Source organism: Anaerotignum faecicola (genome assembly GCA_024460105.1).
GTDB lineage: Bacteria > Bacillota > Clostridia > Lachnospirales > Anaerotignaceae > JANFXS01.
Genome location: JANFXS010000005.1, coordinates 107,715 through 125,439, shown reverse-complemented (window position 1 = coordinate 125,439; position 17,725 = coordinate 107,715). Strand labels below are relative to the sequence as shown.

Genomic DNA, 17,725 nt, shown 5'->3' with positions numbered 1-17,725 from the left:
GAACCATTTTGATACGGTTTGAACAGCAGATTATCTCTTGCTGAACTGAGGCGCGCGACGAGCTGCCTTGAGACCGTATTTCTTTCTTTCTTTCATCCTTGGATCACGCGTTAAAAATCCGGCTTTCTTTAAAGAAGGCCTGTAATCGCTGTCCGCTTCGAGCAAAGCCCTTGAAATACCGTGCCTGATAGCGCCTGCCTGGCCTGTATATCCGCCGCCGTGAACATTAACGAGAACGTCGAATTTTGCGCCTGTTTCCGTAAGCTCAAGAGGCTGACGAACAATAAGCTTTAATGTTTCAAGACCGAAATAATCGTCTATGCTTCTTTTATTTATAGTAATATTTCCGCTGCCCGGTACTAAGTAAACCCTTGCAACAGATGATTTCCTTCTGCCTGTGCCGTAATATCTTGCTACTGCCATTTTGCTTCCTCCCTCTTCCTAAATTAAGCGTTGATTTCTAAAACTTCAGGTTTCTGTGCTTCATGCCTGTGGTCAGGACCGGCATAAACATGGAGTTTTTTAATCATATTCCTGCCAAGCGTATTTTTAGGAAGCATACCTTTTACAGCATGTGTAATAACTGCTTCTGGCTTTGTTTCCAACATTCTTTTTAAAGTAACCTGTTTTAAGCCGCCGATATGGCCTGTATGATGGGTGTAAAGCTTCTGATCCATTTTTTTGCCTGTAACGGCAATTTTTTCAGCGTTTACAACAATTACATAATCTCCCGTATCAATAAAAGATGTGTACATAGGTTTGTTTTTGCCTTTTAAAACCTTTGCGATTTCAGATGCAAGACGGCCTAATGTTTTGCCACTGGCGTCTACAACATACCATTTTCTTTCAATATCAGCTTGTTTAGCTATGTATGTTGTCCTCATAGTTAACGTAACCTCCTTAAAATCAAAACGCTTTGCCAAAAGCTTTTGCTTCAAGCTTGTGGGGGGCTTAAAGCCAAAACCAATCGCAAAACAACACATTATTGTAAATTTCCTATATTTCAAAACTCGGGGCTAACGAGTTTTTAAGTGGCTGTCGAACAGAACTAGTATAATACAACTGTCCGGGTGTGTCAAGGGTAATTTTAGTATTTGTCATACTTAATTTCCACAAGCGTAAGGCCCTGCGGGCCTGCCGTTTTGCCGGCTTTCGTCCTGTCTTTTGCTTCGAGTATCTCTTTGACGCCGCGGCGGTCGATCTTGCCTTCTCCCGCCAGTATAAGCGTTCCGGCAATAATCCTCACCATATTGTAAAGGAATCCGTTTCCCGTTACCCTTATAATGATAAAATCGCCGCTTTTTTTTACGGAAATGTCAAAAATTGTTCTTACGCTCGTTTTTGCACTGCCGCCGCTTGCGGCAAACGATTTAAAATCATGTTCGCCTATAAGCGCCTTTGCGGCTGCGTCCATGGCTATTATATCCAAATTGTTATGATTAAATTCACTGTATTTCCTAAAAACAGGGTTCCTGTACTTTGCATTATATATTTTATATTCATACGTTTTTTGTATACAGTCGTATCTCGGATGGAAGTTCTCCTCCACCTCTACGGCGTCCACAACAGAAATGTCCTCCGGCAGGAATGAATGAAGCGCCATAGGAAGCTTTTCCGTCGGAACGGTTGTATAAACCTCTATCACAGCTCTCTGACCGAAGGCATGGACGCCCCTGTCAGTGCGGCTTGCCCCTATGCAGTTTATTTCCTGCTTAAAAAAAACGCCGAGCGACTTTTCCAAAGTTTCCTGCACCGTCGGGCAGCTTTTATCGGCCTGTTTCTGCCAACCGAAATATTCGCTGCCATCATATGCCACAGTAATCATTATCCTTTTTTTCATCATAGCGCCACCATCAGTATAATTGTAACCGCAACATAAAAACATACTGCCGCCGCCGCATAAAGATCGGCCTTTGTAAAAGCCATTTCATTCATTCTCGTTCTGTTATTGCCGCCGTTATAACATCTTGCTTCCATAGCCATTGCAAGCTCGTCGGCGCGCCTGAAGGCCGATATAAAAAGCGGCACAAGAATCGGCACAAGGCTTTTGGCTTTCTGCATAAGTCCGCCTGTTTCAAAATCCGCGCCCCTTGCCTGCTGCGCTTTCATAATTTTGTCGGTTTCGTCAAGGAGCGTAGGTATGAATCTCAGCGCTATAGTCATCATCATTGCTATTTCATGGGAAGGCACGCCAATTTTTGAAAACGGTTTCAATAAATATTCGATACCGTCTGTAAGCTGTATCGGCGTTGTTGTGAGCGTCAGAAGCGACGAGCTTATAATAAGCATTATAAGCCTTACAACCATCTTTACCGCCATATACACACCTTCAAGCGTCACGGTAATAAATCCCCACTGGTAGAATACATGCTGGCCTTTCGTTGTAAGCACATTAATAAGAGCCGTCAAGATTATAATTATCATAATGCTTTTTATTCCCCTTAAAATAAATTTAAGGGGGACTTTTGAAACGGCAATAGCCGCCGCCAAAGCCGCTATTGAAAAAGCATATGTATAAATATCGTCAATTATAAACAGGCATATGACATAAGTGAAAACAGCCGCTATTTTCAACCGCGGATCAAGCCTGTGGATAAAGGAATCCACCATATAATACTGTCCTATTGTTATATCCCTAATCATTTATGGTTTCACCCCGTTTATAAGCTCATATATAGCCTTTGTCGCATCGTCTATAGTAAAAATATCTTCAGGCACGTCAAATCCCTTTTCCCTGAGGCCCTTCATTATATAACTTGCCTGCGGCGCCGCAAGGCCAATACTTTCCAAAAATTCGGCTTGGGCAAAAACTTCTTTTGGAGTTCCCGTAAGGGCCGCCTTTCCTTTATGCATTACAATTATCCTGTCTACCAGCCTTGCAACGTCCTCCATGCTGTGGGAAACAAGTATAACTGTTATGCCAAGCCTTTTATGCATTTCTTTTACGGCGTCCAGTATTTCATCGCGGCCTTTCGGATCAAGTCCCGCCGTCGGCTCGTCCAATATGAGCACTTCCGGCTTCATGGCAAGTATTCCGGCTATGGCAACGCGCCTTTTCTGCCCGCCGCTTAACTCAAAAGGCGATTTTTCAAATATATCTTCGCTTATTCCGACAGTTTCAAGCGATTCCCGCGCTCTCTTATCAATTTCTTTTTCGTCAAGGCCTAAGTTTGCCGGGCCGTAACATACATCTTTATAAACCGTCATTTCAAAAAGCTGATGCTCCGGATACTGGAAAACAAGCCCGACCTTTTGCCTGATATTCTTTAATTTGCTTTTATCGGCGTTTATATCGACGCCGTTTAAGAGGATTTCACCGCCCGTAGGCTTAATAAGGGCGTTAAGGTGCTGTATCAAAGTTGATTTTCCGCTTCCCGTATGGCCGATCAGCCCTATAAATTCCCCGTCGTTAATCTCTAAATTCACATCGTCCAAAGCCGTTTTTGCCATGGCCGTGCCTTCATTGTAAATATGTGTTAAATGGTTGATTTTAATTGACATACCGCACCTACCATTTCATCTGCCGTTAATATATCCGCCGGAATATCTATTCCCAATCTGCGTAAATTATATGCTATTTCCGTGGCCTGCGGAACGTCCAGGCCATACTTTTTTAAAGTTTCCACCTGAACGAATATTTCCCTGGGAGCTCCCTGCATCACGACATTTCCGTTATCTATAACAATAACTTTGTCAGCTCCGACAGTTTCGTCCATATAGTGCGTAATAAGGACAATTGTTATGCCTTCTTCTTTATTAAGGCGTTTAACCGTTTCAATAACGTCCCGTCGCCCTATGGGATCAAGCATTGCGGTTGGCTCATCCAGAACTATGCATTTGGGTTTCATTGCAAGTATTCCCGCAATGGCAATCCTCTGTTTCTGTCCGCCGCTAAGTTTGCTTGGCGTATGCTTTTTAAATTCGGCCATTCCGACATTTTCAAGCGCCGCGTCAACCCTCCTTCGGATCTCCTTAGGCTCGATACCAAGATTTTCCGGACCGAAAGCCACATCCTCTTCGACTACCGTCGCTACAATCTGATTATCGGGGTTTTGGAAAACCATGCCGGCGCTCTGCCTTATATTCCATATAAATTCATCATTCGCCGTGTCGTATCCGTCTACAATAATCGTGCCTTCCGTCGGTTTAATAAGCGCGTTAATATGTTTTGCAAAGGTTGATTTTCCGCTCCCGTTATGTCCTAAAACGGCTACGAAGCTGCCCCTTTCGATTTCTATACTAACGCCGTTAAGGGCGACTACAGTTTCAGTGTGCGTTTCGTTCCCATTTTCAAAAGTTCTTTTATACTCATATTTTAAATTTTCGGACTTCACCATTAAATCCATCTAATCCACCCCATTTATAAGGTTCTTATAAAAGCCTGCCTGTTTTTTCTTCTTACTGCAAGCGCCTTACAGTTTAAAAATCTGCCGCCCGCTAATCTTCCGCTCCAAATCCTTCATGCCATTTTAAGCCGTATTCTCTCAAATGCCGCGCCGTCTAAGCCTGATACAATACGCCCTCAATCATCTTATATTTATACCGGCCTTACGTTTCCAAAACTTATTCTTTCCTATAATATAAACTTAATTTCCAAAGCGGGCCATAAAAAAGCAAAAATGCAAAGAATTTATAGTTTTTATTAAAACCAGCCGTACCCTGTTCTTAATAAAAACCACAAATAAAGTAAGAAATATTATGTTGTCCCATAAGGCGAATTTTAATTTGCCTCAATCTCAAAAATGGGGATTAAGCCAACTTAATCCCCATTGATTTACGCCTTAAGACGTTTAAAGCAGCATATTATACAAGCTCTAAAATAACCATTTCGGCAGCGTCGCCTTTACGCATGCCAAGCTTAATCATCCTTGTGTACCCGCCTTTGCGGTCAGCATATTTCGGCGCGATTTCGTCAAAAAGTTTAGCGCACATATCTACTTCCTTAGCGAGCTTCCTTGCTTTCCTTCCGTCTTTCGGCATTTCTGTTACAGGATAAAGATAAGCAAGCATTTTCCTTCTTGCATTTAACCTTGAAGGGTTGTCTTTCTTGATTGTTTTCTTAACTTCATCATAAACCGTTACTTTTTTGCCGTTAACAACTTCTTTAACGCGTTTGCCGTTTTCGTCTTTTTTAGGCACTTTAGCCATAACTTCGACTTCTGTAAAGTTATCTTTTTCTTTAACGGCAAGAGTAATCATCTTCTCAGCGATTCTCCTAACCTCTTTTGCCCTTGTGTCTGTTGTTGTAATTTTGCCATGGTATAAAAGATTTGTAACCTGGTTCCTTAAAAGGGCTTTCCTCTGTGAAGATGTTTTTCCGAGTTTCCTGTATCCTGATGCAGTCATAATTTAAAATCCTCCTGTTTGACGCAAGGTTTACCCCACTGCGACAGCTCCTTCGGTCTTACGTCCCAGTGCAACCTTGCCCGCTTTATTAACAATAGTTACAAACACAGCCGCTGTTAATCCAAATATTTAATGATAAATTAACGCCTGCTTTTAATAATTATTCGTCGCCAGGCCTTAATGCAAGCCCAAGCTCCGCCATTTTGTTAAGCACTTCTTCCAAGGATTTGCGTCCCAGGTTCCGCACTTTCATCATTTCTTCTTCCGTCTTGCTTGCAAGGTCTTCAACAGTGTTGATTCCCGCACGTTTAAGGCAGTTATACGAACGCACGGAAAGATCAAGCTCTTCAATACTCATTTCAAGAACTTTTTCTTTCTTGCCTTCCTCTTTTTCAACCATTATCTCGGCATTCTTAGCGTTTTCCGAAAGGTCTACAAAAAGGTTAAGGTGCTCGTTTAAAATTTTCGCGCCGTAGCTGACGGCGTCGTCCGGCGTTATAGTGCCGTTTGTCCAAACTTCCAGCGTAAGCTTGTCATAGTCTGTAATCTGGCCGACCCTTGTGTTTTCAACAAGGAAATTAACCCGCCTTACAGGCGTATAAATTGAGTCTACAGGGAGCATGCCGATCGGCTGATCGTCTTTTTTATTTTTGTCGCTGCCGACATAGCCCCGCCCTCTTGTAATGGTAATCTCCATATAAAGCTTGCTGTTAGGGCCTCCGCTTAAAGTTGCGATATGGTGGTCTGGGTTCATTATCTCAATATCGCTGTCGGCCTTGATATCCGATCCTTTAACTTCGCCCTCGCCGTCAACGTCGATATAGGCAACCTTCGGCTCATAGCTGTCGCTTGTGTTCTTTATAGCAAGGCCTTTAAGGTTAAGTATAATTTCCGTTACGTCTTCCTTAACGCCCGCAACAGTGCTAAATTCATGGAGCACTCCGTCAATTTTGACATTGCTAACAGCAACGCCCGGCAATGAAGAAAGAAGTATCCGCCTAAGCGAATTGCCAAGTGTTGTTCCATATCCTCTTTCAAGGGGTTCAACAACAAAACGTCCATATGTTCCGTCTTGTGCCATTTCAGCAATTTCGATACGAGGTTTCTCAAACTCGAACACTATTCAAACCTCCCCTATGGATTTTAGTTTTTGCCGCTTCACCGGCATAGTTAAACTTTACAAAGCAGGGAAAAATTTCCACCGCTGAAATAAAGAAGTAAGTACCCACGCTTATTCTAAAGCGCGGGAACTTAATTCTCATATCTTTATTATTTTGAGTAGAGCTCGACAATTAATGTTTCTTCAACAGGAACGTCAATCTGAGCCCTCTGAGGCCTTGCAACAATGCTGCCGCTTAAAGCGTCATGATTTGCCGAAAGCCATTCCGGAACAATCCTTGTATCTGTTACTTCAAGCACGTCTTTATATCTCTGTGCATTTTTGTACTGTTCTTTAATTTCAACAGTATCGCCTACTTTAAGCTGGTATGAAGGGATATCAACAGGCTTTCCGTTAACAAGCACATGTTTGTGGCGTACAATCTGCCTTGCTTCCTTCCTTGTACGGCCGTATCCAAGCCTGAACATAACGTTATCAAGCCTAAGCTCTAATAACATAAGTAAGTTTTCGCCCGGGATACCTTCTTTTTTAGCCATTTTTTCAGCTTTTGCATAGTAGCCCCTGAACTGCTTTTCAAGAACGCCGTAGATAAATTTAGCTTTCTGTTTTTCCCTCATCTGAAGGCCGTATTCGCTTATTTTCCTTCTTGTGTTCTGCGGTTGTTTTTTAGATTTCTTTGCAATTCCTAAATATATCGGATCAAGGTCAAGCGACCTGCATCTTTTAAGAACTGGTACCATATCTCTTGCCATTTAACTGAGCACCTCCTAATTAGACTCTTCTGCGTTTTGGCGGCCTGCATCCGTTGTGTGGAACAGGAGTAACGTCTTTAATCATTGTAACGCTGAGGCCCGCTGCCTGAAGGGCGCGGATAGCAGCTTCACGTCCGCTGCCCGGGCCTTTAACGAAAACTTCAACGCTTTTAAGGCCGTAATCCGAGCAAGCCTGAGCCGCTGTGTCTGCCGCCATCTGAGCCGCATACGGAGTTGACTTTCTTGAACCCCTGAACCCTAACTGTCCGGCGCTTGCCCATGAAAGTGCGTTTCCTGCTGTATCTGTAATTGTTACGATTGTATTATTAAAGGTAGACTGAATATGAGCCTGACCGCGTTCAACATGTTTTTTGTCACGACGTCTGCGTGTAGTTGCTTTTTTAACAGCTTTCTTTGCCATTTTGCAAGTACCCTCCTCTTACTTATTTCTTCTTATTTGCAACTGTTTTCCTAGGGCCTTTTCTTGTCCTAGCGTTTGTTTTTGTTTTCTGTCCTCTTACAGGAAGGCCTTTTCTGTGACGGATGCCCCTGTAGCAGCCGATTTCAACAAGACGTTTAATATTTAAAGCTATTTCCCTTCTTAAATCGCCTTCAACCTTCTGTGATTTGTCAATCACGTCACGGATTTTTGAAACTTCGTCGTCAGTTAAATCCCTAACCCTTGTATCAGGATTAACGCCTGCTTCTTTTAATATTCTGATAGCGCTTGCATGACCAATGCCGTAAACGTAAGTAAGGCCAATTTCAACGCGTTTTTCCCTTGGTAAATCTACACCAGCGATACGTGCCATGTGTACTTTGCACCTCCATTAATAATATATAAGTTTATCTGTCTGTCCGGCCCCTGCCCCTACGGAATACAAAATAAAATGTCAGCCGCTTCCGCAAAGCCGCGGCCCGCCGAAATGACGGTTTCCTTCTTGCCTTCAAGGTTTCATGCACCTATATTAAGCCATAGTAGTTTTATAAAAATCAGCCCTGTTTCTGTTTGTGTTTCGGGTTTTCACAGATAACCATAACACGGCCTTTTCTTTTAATGATTCTGCATTTTTCACACATTGGTTTTACAGATGGTCTAACCTTCATTGTGAATTTCTCCTTTCCTGAATCTGCTTATTTTGCCCTCCAGATAATTCTTCCCTTTGTTAAATCATAGGGGGACATTTCAATGAGTACCTTATCCCCGGGCAATATCCTGATAAAATTCATCCTCAGTTTGCCGGAGATATGAGCCAATATCTTATGCCCGTTTTCAAGCTCAACCTGGAACATGGCATTAGGAAGTTTCTCCAAAACGGTTCCCTCTACCTCTATAACATCGTCTTTAGACACGCGTTAGAACCTCCTTAACTTCTCTGGCTGAATTCCTTCAGCGCTTTTCTTATATCCGCATTAAGCATATAGCTTTTGTTAACGAGCTTTTCCTGAATACTCAAACAAATATAATTGGTTTTCTGAACATGCTTAATTTTTTTACGCTTAGGATGTTCAATGGTACGTTTATCACCGTCCGCCAATATAAGGTATTCCCCGTCTACTGATAATACCACAAAAGGCAGGGTTTTGTCACGCCCACTTTTTGAATAAACCACTTGACCTTGGGTGTATTCCATCTACGCTCACCTCAAACTGTGATTTTTATATACCATCCTTTATCATAAAGTAAGTATTTCCGGTTCCCCGTCGGTAATAATAATAGTGTTTTCATAATGGGCGGCATTGCGTCCGTCGGCAGTTATAACCGTCCAGCCGTCGTCCAATACTTTTATATTGTAAGTTCCGGCATTTACCATAGGTTCTATCGCAAGGGCCATACCCTTTTGGAGCTTCGGCCCGCGTCCAATCTGCTTATAGTTCGGAACAGCCGGATCTTCATGCATATCCTTGCCGATGCCATGGCCTACATAATCCCTTACTACAGTAAACCCGTTTGACTCAACATACCTCTGTACAGCCGAAGAGATTTCATACAGATGATTGCCCGCTTTGGCAAATTTAATCCCTTCAAAAAAACTCTGTTCGGTAACGTCAATCAGCTTACGGTTTTCCTCGCTTATTTCGCCCACGGCAAACGTCCTAGCACAATCGCCGTGGAAACCGCCGATATATGAACCCATGTCGATACTTATAATATCGCCGTTTCTAAGCTTTCTTAAACTTGGTATACCGTGGATAACTTCATCGTTTACAGAGGCGCATATTGAAGCCGGAAACCCGCCGTAACCTTTAAAGCTAGGCGCCGCTCCTCTTTCTCTTATGAAGCTTTCGGCAATTTTATCAAGTTCAAGCGTTGTAACTCCCGGCCTGACTTCATTTTTCAAAACTTCGATAAGGTCCTTGAGTATTTTCCCGGCAACGCGCATTTTTTCAATCTGTTCTTCAGATTTTATAAATATTCCCATTAGGCTTTCTCCCCTAATTCGGCAACAATATCGCTGAACACGCTGTCAGCGCCTTTAAGTCCGTCGACTTCAAAAAGCCTGCCTTGTTTTTCATAGTATCCGACAAGCGGCTCGCTTTGGCTGTGGAAAGTTGCAAGACGGGCTTTGCCCGCTTCAAGGGTGTCGTCCTTCCTTTGTACAAGTTCATCGCCGCATACGTCGCATATCCCTTTAACCTTGGAAGGCATAGAAATTTTATTGTATGAAGCTCCGCATTTAGGGCATGTTTCGCGCGCTGTTATTCTTTCAAGCATAACCTCGTCCGGCGCATTGATATAGATAGCCTTGTCAATGCCCCCTATAAGCTCGTCAAGCTTTTGCGCCTGTACGACAGTGCGTGGGAAGCCGTCCAAAATAAATCCGTTTTTACAGTCGTCAGCCTTGATGCGTTCTTTAACAATAGCGATTATCATTTCGTCCGATACAAGTCCGCCGCTTGCCATTACGCTTTTAACCTGCTTGCCAAGTTCAGTGCCTTTTGCAACTTCCTCACGGAGCATGTCGCCCGTTGAGATATATGCCAAGCTGTATTTTGCAATAAGCTTCCTTGCCTGTGTACCTTTACCCGCTGCCGGAGCGCCGATAAGTACCAATTTCATCTGCATTCCCTCTTTTCAACAAATATATACGCCCTAAACAACTTGGGGGAAGGGTGTTTCCTGTTGCTGTTTCCCCCGGGCAGTTTAGTTTTAGTTTAAGAAACCTTTATAATGCCTCATAAGGAGCTGGCTTTCAAGCGACTTAACAATGTCAAGACAAACTCCTACAACGATTATAAGAGTAGTGCCACCGAAACCGACGCTGAGGCCGAATATCCACTGAAGTAAAATAGGAACCAGCGCAACGCATGCAAATACCAATGCGCCCACAAGGGTAATCCTGTTTACAACCCTTGATATAAACGCGCTTGTAGGCTGTCCCGGCCTGATACCGGGTATAAATCCGCCGTTCTTTTTCATATTTTCCGCGATTTCGTTAGGATTAATAACGATTGACGTATAAAAATATGCAAAGAAAATAATAAGCAGTACATAAAGCGCCGCCCCTATCGGATGCGTCATTCTTAAAATTTCAATAATCTTGGCAAACGCCCCTTTAGCCGGTATAAACTGGCTAATCATTTCAGGGAACTGGAGGAGCGAAATTGCGAAAATTATTGAAATAACGCCCGCCGTGTTTACTTTGATAGGCATATATGAACTTTGTCCGCCAACATTTCTTCTTCCGGCAAGCTTAGACGAATACTGGACCGGAATCCTTCTTTCGCCTTCGTTTATAACAACTATAAATACAAGTACAACAAGCAAAATTAAAAGTATAGCCGCCACCTTAATAATTCCAGTTGCATCGCCTGTCTGCGCATAGTATACAAGCGTCCTGATACCGTTTGGCAGGTTTGAAACGATGTTAATGAAAATAATCATCGACGAACCGTTTGAAATACCCTTTGCGGTAATCTGTTCCGCAAGCCACATAACAAACATTGTGCCCGCAACAAGTGAAATTACAGAAGCAACATATAAGAACTTGCTGTCCGATATAAACATTCCCGAATAGCTGTAAGTCATGCCGATACCTTGTATAAGCGCAAGCACAACCGTAAGATAGCGAGAATATGAGGATATTTTCTTTCTCCCTTCTTCTCCTTCCTTGCTGAGCTGCTCGATTTTAGGTATGGCTACAGTAAGAAGCTGCATTATAATCGAAGATGTAATATATGGGCCGATACCCATTGCCATTATAGACCATCTTGAATTATATCCGCCCGCGATTATATTGTAAAGTGTTCCTGTGGAATAGGCATTCTGGCTGGCCTTTATAGCCACAACATCAATTCCTGGAAGTGCGATATGTGCCCCAAGCCTTACAATAGCAAGAATAAGCAGTGTATAAAGGATTTTATTCCTTATGTCCTTAACTTTCCATGAGTTGATGAACAACTTTAACAATTAGATCACCTCTGCTTTTCCGCCGGCTGCCTCTATTTTTTCAGCTGCTGATTTGCTGAAGTAGTTCACTTTAACAGTGAGTTTTTTCTCAATTTCGCCAACGCCAAGGATTTTAACGCCGTCCTTAGGGTTGGAGATAAGTCCTGCTGCTTTTAATGCATCAACATCAACAACAGCGCCATCCTCAAATATATTTAATGTGTGTACATTGATTCCTATAATTTCCTTAGAGTTCCTGCAAGTAAAGCCCCTCTTAGGAAGACGCCTGTAAAGAGGCATCTGGCCGCCTTCAAAACCTGCTTTGCCGCCTGATCCGCTGCGGGCGCCCTGGCCTTTGTGGCCCCTGCCTGCCGTCTTGCCGTTTCCTGAAGCATGACCTCTGCCCCTTCTCCAATTCTTTGGATTTGAGCCTTCAGCCGGTCTTAATTCGCCTAAGTTCATTGTAGCACCTCCTCAATTTAATTATATTTCTTCAACCTTAACGAGATGGCTAACCTGATTAACCATTCCCCTGATTGCTACATTGTCCTGCTGAATTACGCTTGAGTTAATTTTCCTTAAGCCTAAAGCCTGAACAGTTTTCTTATGTTTCGGGATTGCACCGATTGTGGATTTCACTAATGTGATTTTAATTTCAGCCACTTTAATTCCCTCCTTAGCCTAAGATTTCTTCAACAGACTTACCGCGTAATTTAGCAACCCTTTCAGGTGTTGTAATGTTTGCCAAACCTGCGATTGTAGCGCTTACTACGTTACGTTTGTTGTTTGAACCTAAGGATTTTGTCCTGATGTTACGGATGCCTGCAAGTTCCATTACCGCACGCACTGGGCCTCCGGCGATAACGCCTGTACCTTCTGCTGCCGGCATGATAAGTACGCTTGCACTTCCGAACTGGCCTGTTGTGCCGTGGTAAAGGCTGTCAACGTCGTTCCTGTCAACATAGATGAGGTTTTTCATAGCGTCTTCTTTGCCTTTGCGGATTGCATCAGGAATTTCAGCCGCTTTGCCAAGGCCGCAGCCAACATGGCCGTTGCCGTCGCCTACGACAACAAGCGCCGCAAACCTGAAAGTACGACCGCCTTTAACAACCTTTGTAACACGGTTAATTGTTACAACATTATCTTTAAGATCGAGTGTGCTTGGATCGATTCTTTTCAACGTCTTTTCCTCCTTGCTTAGAATTGTAAACCAGCTTCTCTTGCTGCGTCAGCCAATGCTTTAACTTTGCCGTGGTAAACGTATCCGCCCCTGTCGAAAACGGCCTCGCTGATACCTTTTTCAAGGGCTTTTTTCGCAATAGCTTCACCAACAGCTGTAGCTGCCGCTATATTTGAAGTAGTTTCAAGTTTGCTGGCTATATCCGCCTCCATAGTTGAAGCGGCTGCTAACGTATGGCCGTTAACATCATCTATAAGCTGCGCATAAATGTGCTTGTTTGACCTGAATACCGCAAGCCTTGGCTGTGCCGCCGTTCCGCTGATTTTGTTGCGGATTCTGTAGTGGCGTTTAATTCTGGCCGCTGCGCGTGATGGCTTTCTAATCATTTGGATTTCACTCCTATTCCTCTAAAAAATTAGTCACTTTCCGATATAAATACTTTAACGCACGCGCTTTAAATTATTTCTTACCGGTCTTACCAACTTTACGTCTTATATATTCATCAGCATACTTAATACCTTTGCCCTTATATGGTTCAGGAGGACGTTTTGTCCTTATTTCTGCTGCAAATTGTCCAACTTTTTCTTTGTCGATACCCTTTACGGTAATCTTATTTTGCCCTTCAAGGACAGTTTCAATACCTTCCGGGTCTTCCATTTCTACAGGGTGTGAATAACCTAATGTTAAAGTTAATTTTTTGCCCTGTTTAGCCGCCCTGTAACCAACGCCGTTGATTTCAAGGACTTTTTCATATCCTTTTGTTACGCCTTCAACCATGTTGAAGATTAATGTACGGGTTAAGCCGTGTAACGCTCTATGCCTTTTAAGGTCTGACGGCCTTGTAACAACGATCTGGCCGTCTTCAACTGCGATGTTCATGTCCTCTGCTAATTTACGCTGTAAAGTTCCCTTAGGGCCTTTTACTGTAAGTAAATTGCCTTCTTCAAGCTTGATTTCCACGCCTACTGGAATTACTACAGGTAATTTACCAATTCTTGACATGGTCTGCACCTCCTACGAAATAATAACTAAATTACCAGATAAAAGCAACAACTTCCCCGCCGATGCCTTTAGCCCTTGCTTCCCTGTCTGTCATTAAGCCCTGGCTTGTTGAAATGATTGCTGTGCCGAGGCCGCCTAAAACTTTAGGCAGATCATCTTTACCGGCAAAAACCCTAAGGCCCGGTTTAGATATTCTTTTAATGCCTGTGATTACTTTTTCGTTTTTATCTTTACCATATTTTAAAGTTAACTTCATAGTGCTTTTTACGCCGTCTTCAACAACTTCATAGCCCTTGATGTAACCTTCGTTTGTTAATATATCAGCGATTGCCTTTTTCATTTTAGAAACAGGAACGTCAACAGTATCGTGTTTAGCTGTGTTGCCGTTTCTGATCCTTGTAAGCATATCCGCGATTGGGTCGCTCATTGACATGTTAATATCCTCCTTTCCGATTACCAGCTAGCTTTCTTAACTCCCGGGATTTGGCCTTTATAAGCTAATTCACGGAAGCAAATACGGCAAATTCCGAACTTTTTAAGCACGGCGTGTGGCCTGCCGCAAACTCTGCAACGTGTATAAGCCCTAGTAGAGAACTTCGGAGCTCTCTGCTGCTTAATTACCATTGATTTCTTAGCCATTTTGTTCCCTCCTTATTTTTCGTATGGCATGCCGAATAACCTTAATAATTCCCTGCCTTCTTCGTCTGTGTTGGCAGTAGTAACAAAGATTATGTCCATACCTCTGATTTTATCAACCTTGTCATATTCGATTTCAGGGAAAATAAGCTGTTCCTTAATGCCCATTGTGTAGTTGCCCCTGCCGTCGAAAGAAGTTGACTTAACGCCCCTGAAGTCACGTACACGAGGGAGTGCTATGTTTATAAGCCTGTCAACGAATTCATACATCCTGTCGCCGCGGAGAGTTACTTTGCAGCCGATGTTCATGCCTTCACGCAGTTTAAAAGCCGCAACTGATTTTTTAGCTTTTGTTACGATTGGTTTCTGGCCTGCTATAATCGTGAGGTCCTTAACGGCGCCGTCAAGAACTTTTGCGTTGTCCCTTGCTTCGCCTACGCCCATGTTGATAACAACTTTTTCGATTTTAGGCACAGCCATTTTATTTTTATATGAAAACTTTTTAGTCATTGCATCTACTACTTCTGTTTCATAGAATTCTCTTAACCTGTTCACTTAGTTACCTCCTTCCCGAAATTAGTCGATTTTCTCGCCTGTCTTTTTAGCAATCCTGTACTTTTTGCCGTCTTCTATTTTAACGCCGAGCCTTGTGCCCTTGCCGTTAAGAGAGTACATAACGTTCGAGGCGTCGATGAAGCTTTCTTTCCTGATAATGCCGCCCTGCGGATTTTTCTGGTTAACTTTCTGGTGTTTTGAAACCATGTTAACGCCTTCAACGAGAACCCTGTTTTTCTTTCTGTCAACAACAAGGATTTTGCCTTCTTTGCCTTTGTCTTTGCCGGCAATTACAATAACCTTGTCGCCGCTTTTTAACCTTGTACTTGGCACCTGACACACCTCCTATTATAATACTTCAGGAGCAAGGGATAAAATCTTCATGAACTGTTTTTCCCTGAGCTCTCTTGCTACCGGTCCGAATATACGAGTACCTTTTGGGTTTTTGTCTTCTTTTATAATTACGGCTGCATTGTCGTCAAACCTGATGTATGAACCGTCAGGCCTGCCCACAGGTTTAACTGTCCTTACTACAACCGCTTTTACAACGTCGCCTTTTTTAACAACACCGCCTGGTGTTGCTTCTTTAACAGAGGCAACAATAATATCGCCAACTCCTGCATACCTTCTGGTTGAACCACCTAAAACTCTAATGCAGAGAAGTTCTTTAGCGCCTGAATTGTCTGCTACTTTTAACCTGGTTTCCTGCTGAACCATATGAATCCTCCTTCCGCAACAGAATTATTTAGCTTTTTCTACGATTGTAACAAGTCTCCATCTCTTGTCTTTAGATAAAGGCCTTGTTTCCATAACTTTAACGCGGTCGCCGATACGGCATTCATTGTTTTCGTCATGTGCTTTAAGCTTATAAGTTCTGTTAACAATTTTCCCATAAAGTGGATGTTTAACTTTATCTTCAACGGCAACAACAATGGTTTTGTCCATCTTATCGCTAACTACCCTGCCTATCCTTGTTTTACGAAGGTTTCTTTCTTCCACTCGGATTGCCTCCTCTCATAAATTATTGAGCTGCTCTCTTGTTCTGTGTGATAATAGTCTGGATACGCGCAATGTTTTTGCGTACTTCGCCTATCCTTGCAGTATTGTCTAACTGGTTTGTAGCGTTCTGAAACCTAAGGTTAAACAATTCTTTCTTAGCAGAAACGAGCTCTTTATTTAATTCGTCCACTGATTTATTTTTCAAACTATCGATATAAGCTTTAGTTTTCACCGCTATCACCTTCCATTTCCGCCTGTTGCTCGCTACGAGAAACGATTTTGCATTTAATAGGCAGCTTGTGGATAGCAAGACGCAAAGCTTCCCTTGCTACTTCTTCGGAAACGCCGCCAAGCTCAAACATTACTCTGCCCGGTTTAACAACTGCCACCCAGTATTCAGGTGAACCTTTACCGCTACCCATACGGGTTTCAGCCGGTTTTGCCGTGATTGGCTTGTCAGGGAATATTTTAATCCAAACTTTACCACCACGTTTAATATATCTTGTCATAGCGATACGGGCTGCTTCAATCTGGTTTGATGTAATCCAGCTAGGCTCCAAAGCCTGGATGCCGAAATCGCCGTATGTTACTTTATTGCCCCTCATGGCCTTGCCTTTAAGCCTGCCTCTGAACTGTTTACGTCTTTTAACTCTTTTAGGCATTAACATAATTATTTAGCGCCTCCTTCCTTTTTTGCTGCTTTTACAGGAAGAACCTCTCCTTTATAAATCCAAACCTTAACACCGATTTTGCCGTATGTTGTGTCTGCTTCGGCAAAACCGTAATCAATATCAGCGCGCAATGTCTGAAGTGGGATAGTGCCGTCATGGTAGCTTTCTGTCCTTGCCATGTCAGCTCCGCCTAAACGTCCCGAGCATGATGTTTTAATACCTTTAGCGCCGAATTTCATTGTCCTGCCCATAGCCTGTTTCATAGCGCGGCGGAATGTAACGCGGCTTTCAAGCTGAGCCGCAATATTTTCCGCAACAAGTGTTGCGTCAAGCTCAGGCCTTTTGATTTCTTCGATGTTAACGGCAACCTTGTGGTTTGTCATCTTCTGAATTTCGTTCTTTAATTCTTCGATAGCGGCGCCGTTTCTTCCGATAACGATACCCGGTTTAGCTGTGTAAACGGAAATTTTGATTTTATCTGAAGTTCTTTCGATTAATATTTTAGAAACGCCTGAAGCGAATAATTTCTTTTTGATAAATTTCCTGATTTTAACGTCTTCAACTAAGTAATCGGCAAAATCCTTTTCAGCGTACCACTTTGTATCCCAATCTTTGATAATGCCAACCCTTAATCCATGTGGATTAACTTTCTGTCCCATTGTTTACCTCCTTATCTCTCGTTGAGGATGATGGATATATGACTTGATCTTTTAAGGATCCTGTATGCCCTGCCCTGCGCTCTCGGACGGATCCTCTTCATTGTAGGGCCCTGCCCCGCAATTACTTCTTCAACATATAACTTGCTGACATCCATACCTAAATTGTTTTCCGCATTCGCTACTGCTGATTTTAAAACTTTGCCGATAATTTCGGCTGCAATCCTTGGGTTATATTTAAGCATAGCCGCTGCTGTTGTAACATCCTTGCCCTTAATCTGGTCTAAAACGATTTTAGCTTTAGAAGCAGGAATTCCAACGTATTTAGCAGTTGCCTGTGGTCTTTTGTCTTTCGATTCGATGTTTCTGTTCTTTTTTATTTGGCTTCTATGTCCCTTTGCCATGACAACCAAACCTC

Annotated in this window: 32 protein-coding genes; all 32 read right to left on the bottom strand. The window is 42.9% G+C overall.

Translation table 11 applies throughout. The features are described from left to right. Positions 1 to 30: 30 nt before the first annotated feature. Complete coding sequence (gene rpsI / locus NE664_09625; GenBank protein ID MCQ4726905.1) at positions 31 to 423, bottom strand: 30S ribosomal protein S9; 393 nt, start codon at positions 421 to 423, stop codon at positions 31 to 33. A gap of 23 nt (positions 424 to 446) precedes the next feature. After that, entirely contained in the window at positions 447 to 884 is a 438-nt protein-coding gene (rplM, locus tag NE664_09620; GenBank protein MCQ4726904.1) for a 50S ribosomal protein L13, read from the bottom strand. A gap of 203 nt (positions 885 to 1,087) precedes the next feature. Next, complete coding sequence (truA, locus tag NE664_09615) at positions 1,088 to 1,843, bottom strand: tRNA pseudouridine(38-40) synthase TruA (GenBank protein MCQ4726903.1); 756 nt, start codon at positions 1,841 to 1,843, stop codon at positions 1,088 to 1,090. Further along, positions 1,840 to 2,643 carry an energy-coupling factor transporter transmembrane protein EcfT gene (locus NE664_09610; protein MCQ4726902.1) on the bottom strand — a complete coding sequence of 268 codons (804 nt, stop codon included), beginning with the start codon at positions 2,641 to 2,643 and terminating at the stop codon, positions 1,840 to 1,842. Before NE664_09610 ends, truA begins: the two co-directional genes overlap by 4 nt. Further along, the gene (locus NE664_09605) at positions 2,644 to 3,501 is read right to left on the bottom strand and encodes an energy-coupling factor transporter ATPase (GenBank protein MCQ4726901.1); all 858 of its coding nucleotides are present in this window, start codon (positions 3,499 to 3,501) and stop codon (positions 2,644 to 2,646) included. Next, complete coding sequence (locus tag NE664_09600; protein ID MCQ4726900.1) at positions 3,477 to 4,346, bottom strand: energy-coupling factor transporter ATPase; 870 nt, start codon at positions 4,344 to 4,346, stop codon at positions 3,477 to 3,479. The genes NE664_09605 and NE664_09600 overlap by 25 nt, the downstream gene beginning before the upstream one ends. Before the next feature lie 457 nt (positions 4,347 to 4,803). After that, the gene (locus NE664_09595; protein ID MCQ4726899.1) at positions 4,804 to 5,346 is read right to left on the bottom strand and encodes a 50S ribosomal protein L17; all 543 of its coding nucleotides are present in this window, start codon (positions 5,344 to 5,346) and stop codon (positions 4,804 to 4,806) included. Positions 5,347 to 5,506: 160 nt separating this feature from the next. Then, positions 5,507 to 6,466, bottom strand: coding sequence for a DNA-directed RNA polymerase subunit alpha (locus tag NE664_09590; protein MCQ4726898.1), 960 nt, complete (start codon positions 6,464 to 6,466; stop codon positions 5,507 to 5,509). Positions 6,467 to 6,615: 149 nt separating this feature from the next. After that, positions 6,616 to 7,218 carry a 30S ribosomal protein S4 gene (rpsD, locus tag NE664_09585; GenBank protein ID MCQ4726897.1) on the bottom strand — a complete coding sequence of 201 codons (603 nt, stop codon included), beginning with the start codon at positions 7,216 to 7,218 and terminating at the stop codon, positions 6,616 to 6,618. 19 nt (positions 7,219 to 7,237) lie between these two features. Continuing rightward, positions 7,238 to 7,639, bottom strand: a complete 402-nt coding sequence (gene rpsK, locus NE664_09580) for a 30S ribosomal protein S11 (protein MCQ4726896.1) — start codon at positions 7,637 to 7,639, stop codon at positions 7,238 to 7,240. Between the two features lie 22 nt (positions 7,640 to 7,661). Continuing rightward, the gene (gene rpsM / locus NE664_09575; GenBank protein MCQ4726895.1) at positions 7,662 to 8,030 is read right to left on the bottom strand and encodes a 30S ribosomal protein S13; all 369 of its coding nucleotides are present in this window, start codon (positions 8,028 to 8,030) and stop codon (positions 7,662 to 7,664) included. 181 nt (positions 8,031 to 8,211) lie between these two features. Then, positions 8,212 to 8,325, bottom strand: coding sequence for a 50S ribosomal protein L36 (gene rpmJ, locus NE664_09570; GenBank protein MCQ4726894.1), 114 nt, complete (start codon positions 8,323 to 8,325; stop codon positions 8,212 to 8,214). A gap of 27 nt (positions 8,326 to 8,352) precedes the next feature. Then, positions 8,353 to 8,571 carry a translation initiation factor IF-1 gene (infA, locus tag NE664_09565; GenBank protein ID MCQ4726893.1) on the bottom strand — a complete coding sequence of 73 codons (219 nt, stop codon included), beginning with the start codon at positions 8,569 to 8,571 and terminating at the stop codon, positions 8,353 to 8,355. A gap of 14 nt (positions 8,572 to 8,585) precedes the next feature. Continuing rightward, positions 8,586 to 8,852: a KOW domain-containing RNA-binding protein gene (locus tag NE664_09560; GenBank protein MCQ4726892.1), complete on the bottom strand. Its 267-nt coding sequence runs from the start codon at positions 8,850 to 8,852 to the stop codon at positions 8,586 to 8,588. 42 nt (positions 8,853 to 8,894) lie between these two features. Continuing rightward, positions 8,895 to 9,641, bottom strand: coding sequence for a type I methionyl aminopeptidase (gene map / locus NE664_09555; GenBank protein MCQ4726891.1), 747 nt, complete (start codon positions 9,639 to 9,641; stop codon positions 8,895 to 8,897). After that, positions 9,641 to 10,279, bottom strand: a complete 639-nt coding sequence (locus NE664_09550; GenBank protein ID MCQ4726890.1) for an adenylate kinase — start codon at positions 10,277 to 10,279, stop codon at positions 9,641 to 9,643. The genes map and NE664_09550 overlap by 1 nt, the downstream gene beginning before the upstream one ends. A 90-nt stretch (positions 10,280 to 10,369) precedes the next feature. Continuing rightward, positions 10,370 to 11,629 (bottom strand): preprotein translocase subunit SecY, encoded by a 1,260-nt coding sequence (gene secY / locus NE664_09545; protein ID MCQ4726889.1) that lies wholly within the window; start codon positions 11,627 to 11,629, stop codon positions 10,370 to 10,372. Continuing rightward, positions 11,630 to 12,070, bottom strand: coding sequence for a 50S ribosomal protein L15 (gene rplO, locus NE664_09540; GenBank protein MCQ4726888.1), 441 nt, complete (start codon positions 12,068 to 12,070; stop codon positions 11,630 to 11,632). A gap of 21 nt (positions 12,071 to 12,091) precedes the next feature. Then, entirely contained in the window at positions 12,092 to 12,271 is a 180-nt protein-coding gene (gene rpmD, locus NE664_09535) for a 50S ribosomal protein L30 (GenBank protein ID MCQ4726887.1), read from the bottom strand. A gap of 13 nt (positions 12,272 to 12,284) precedes the next feature. Then, complete coding sequence (gene rpsE / locus NE664_09530) at positions 12,285 to 12,788, bottom strand: 30S ribosomal protein S5 (protein ID MCQ4726886.1); 504 nt, start codon at positions 12,786 to 12,788, stop codon at positions 12,285 to 12,287. Between the two features lie 17 nt (positions 12,789 to 12,805). After that, on the bottom strand, positions 12,806 to 13,174 hold the full coding sequence (gene rplR, locus NE664_09525) for a 50S ribosomal protein L18 (protein ID MCQ4726885.1): 369 nt from the start codon (positions 13,172 to 13,174) through the stop codon (positions 12,806 to 12,808). Between the two features lie 73 nt (positions 13,175 to 13,247). After that, complete coding sequence (gene rplF, locus NE664_09520; GenBank protein ID MCQ4726884.1) at positions 13,248 to 13,790, bottom strand: 50S ribosomal protein L6; 543 nt, start codon at positions 13,788 to 13,790, stop codon at positions 13,248 to 13,250. Positions 13,791 to 13,821: 31 nt separating this feature from the next. After that, positions 13,822 to 14,223: a 30S ribosomal protein S8 gene (gene rpsH, locus NE664_09515; protein ID MCQ4726883.1), complete on the bottom strand. Its 402-nt coding sequence runs from the start codon at positions 14,221 to 14,223 to the stop codon at positions 13,822 to 13,824. 20 nt (positions 14,224 to 14,243) lie between these two features. Further along, positions 14,244 to 14,429: a type Z 30S ribosomal protein S14 gene (locus tag NE664_09510; protein ID MCQ4726882.1), complete on the bottom strand. Its 186-nt coding sequence runs from the start codon at positions 14,427 to 14,429 to the stop codon at positions 14,244 to 14,246. A gap of 12 nt (positions 14,430 to 14,441) precedes the next feature. Then, a complete protein-coding gene (gene rplE, locus NE664_09505; protein ID MCQ4726881.1) occupies positions 14,442 to 14,981 on the bottom strand; it encodes a 50S ribosomal protein L5 in 540 nt (179 codons plus the stop codon). 21 nt (positions 14,982 to 15,002) lie between these two features. After that, complete coding sequence (rplX, locus tag NE664_09500) at positions 15,003 to 15,314, bottom strand: 50S ribosomal protein L24 (GenBank protein ID MCQ4726880.1); 312 nt, start codon at positions 15,312 to 15,314, stop codon at positions 15,003 to 15,005. Positions 15,315 to 15,329: 15 nt separating this feature from the next. After that, positions 15,330 to 15,698 carry a 50S ribosomal protein L14 gene (gene rplN / locus NE664_09495; protein ID MCQ4726879.1) on the bottom strand — a complete coding sequence of 123 codons (369 nt, stop codon included), beginning with the start codon at positions 15,696 to 15,698 and terminating at the stop codon, positions 15,330 to 15,332. 24 nt (positions 15,699 to 15,722) lie between these two features. Next, the gene (gene rpsQ / locus NE664_09490) at positions 15,723 to 15,980 is read right to left on the bottom strand and encodes a 30S ribosomal protein S17 (GenBank protein MCQ4726878.1); all 258 of its coding nucleotides are present in this window, start codon (positions 15,978 to 15,980) and stop codon (positions 15,723 to 15,725) included. A 22-nt stretch (positions 15,981 to 16,002) separates the two neighbouring features. Beyond that, positions 16,003 to 16,212 carry a 50S ribosomal protein L29 gene (gene rpmC, locus NE664_09485; GenBank protein ID MCQ4726877.1) on the bottom strand — a complete coding sequence of 70 codons (210 nt, stop codon included), beginning with the start codon at positions 16,210 to 16,212 and terminating at the stop codon, positions 16,003 to 16,005. Then, positions 16,202 to 16,648: a 50S ribosomal protein L16 gene (rplP, locus tag NE664_09480; protein MCQ4726876.1), complete on the bottom strand. Its 447-nt coding sequence runs from the start codon at positions 16,646 to 16,648 to the stop codon at positions 16,202 to 16,204. Before rplP ends, rpmC begins: the two co-directional genes overlap by 11 nt. 2 nt (positions 16,649 to 16,650) lie before the next feature. Beyond that, the gene (gene rpsC / locus NE664_09475; protein MCQ4726875.1) at positions 16,651 to 17,310 is read right to left on the bottom strand and encodes a 30S ribosomal protein S3; all 660 of its coding nucleotides are present in this window, start codon (positions 17,308 to 17,310) and stop codon (positions 16,651 to 16,653) included. 11 nt (positions 17,311 to 17,321) lie between these two features. Further along, positions 17,322 to 17,711: a 50S ribosomal protein L22 gene (rplV, locus tag NE664_09470; protein ID MCQ4726874.1), complete on the bottom strand. Its 390-nt coding sequence runs from the start codon at positions 17,709 to 17,711 to the stop codon at positions 17,322 to 17,324. Between the last annotated feature and the right edge of the window lie 14 nt (positions 17,712 to 17,725).

Excerpts from the sequence above, each read along its gene's own strand:
- rpsC (MCQ4726875.1), bottom strand. The coding sequence starts at position 17,310 with ATGGGACAGAAAGTTAATCCACATGGATTAAGGGTTGGCATTATCAAA.
- rplV (MCQ4726874.1), bottom strand. The coding sequence starts at position 17,711 with ATGGCAAAGGGACATAGAAGCCAAATAAAAAAGAACAGAAACATCGAA.
- rpsD (MCQ4726897.1), bottom strand. The coding sequence starts at position 7,218 with ATGGCAAGAGATATGGTACCAGTTCTTAAAAGATGCAGGTCGCTTGAC.
- rpsK (MCQ4726896.1), bottom strand. The coding sequence starts at position 7,639 with ATGGCAAAGAAAGCTGTTAAAAAAGCAACTACACGCAGACGTCGTGAC.
- NE664_09610 (MCQ4726902.1), bottom strand. The coding sequence starts at position 2,643 with ATGATTAGGGATATAACAATAGGACAGTATTATATGGTGGATTCCTTT.
- rplM (MCQ4726904.1), bottom strand. The coding sequence starts at position 884 with ATGAGGACAACATACATAGCTAAACAAGCTGATATTGAAAGAAAATGG.
- rplR (MCQ4726885.1), bottom strand. The coding sequence starts at position 13,174 with ATGATTAGAAAGCCATCACGCGCAGCGGCCAGAATTAAACGCCACTAC.
- rpsI (MCQ4726905.1), bottom strand. The coding sequence starts at position 423 with ATGGCAGTAGCAAGATATTACGGCACAGGCAGAAGGAAATCATCTGTT.
- rpmJ (MCQ4726894.1), bottom strand. The coding sequence starts at position 8,325 with ATGAAGGTTAGACCATCTGTAAAACCAATGTGTGAAAAATGCAGAATC.
- NE664_09605 (MCQ4726901.1), bottom strand. The coding sequence starts at position 3,501 with ATGTCAATTAAAATCAACCATTTAACACATATTTACAATGAAGGCACG.
- rplP (MCQ4726876.1), bottom strand. The coding sequence starts at position 16,648 with ATGTTAATGCCTAAAAGAGTTAAAAGACGTAAACAGTTCAGAGGCAGG.
- NE664_09550 (MCQ4726890.1), bottom strand. The coding sequence starts at position 10,279 with ATGAAATTGGTACTTATCGGCGCTCCGGCAGCGGGTAAAGGTACACAG.
- truA (MCQ4726903.1), bottom strand. The coding sequence starts at position 1,843 with ATGATGAAAAAAAGGATAATGATTACTGTGGCATATGATGGCAGCGAA.
- NE664_09595 (MCQ4726899.1), bottom strand. The coding sequence starts at position 5,346 with ATGACTGCATCAGGATACAGGAAACTCGGAAAAACATCTTCACAGAGG.
- rpsM (MCQ4726895.1), bottom strand. The coding sequence starts at position 8,030 with ATGGCACGTATCGCTGGTGTAGATTTACCAAGGGAAAAACGCGTTGAA.
- rplF (MCQ4726884.1), bottom strand. The coding sequence starts at position 13,790 with ATGTCAAGAATTGGTAAATTACCTGTAGTAATTCCAGTAGGCGTGGAA.
- NE664_09560 (MCQ4726892.1), bottom strand. The coding sequence starts at position 8,852 with ATGGAATACACCCAAGGTCAAGTGGTTTATTCAAAAAGTGGGCGTGAC.
- rplO (MCQ4726888.1), bottom strand. The coding sequence starts at position 12,070 with ATGAACTTAGGCGAATTAAGACCGGCTGAAGGCTCAAATCCAAAGAAT.
- map (MCQ4726891.1), bottom strand. The coding sequence starts at position 9,641 with ATGGGAATATTTATAAAATCTGAAGAACAGATTGAAAAAATGCGCGTT.
- rpsH (MCQ4726883.1), bottom strand. The coding sequence starts at position 14,223 with ATGTCAATGAGCGACCCAATCGCGGATATGCTTACAAGGATCAGAAAC.
- NE664_09600 (MCQ4726900.1), bottom strand. The coding sequence starts at position 4,346 with ATGGATTTAATGGTGAAGTCCGAAAATTTAAAATATGAGTATAAAAGA.
- rplN (MCQ4726879.1), bottom strand. The coding sequence starts at position 15,698 with ATGGTTCAGCAGGAAACCAGGTTAAAAGTAGCAGACAATTCAGGCGCT.
- NE664_09510 (MCQ4726882.1), bottom strand. The coding sequence starts at position 14,429 with ATGGCTAAGAAATCAATGGTAATTAAGCAGCAGAGAGCTCCGAAGTTC.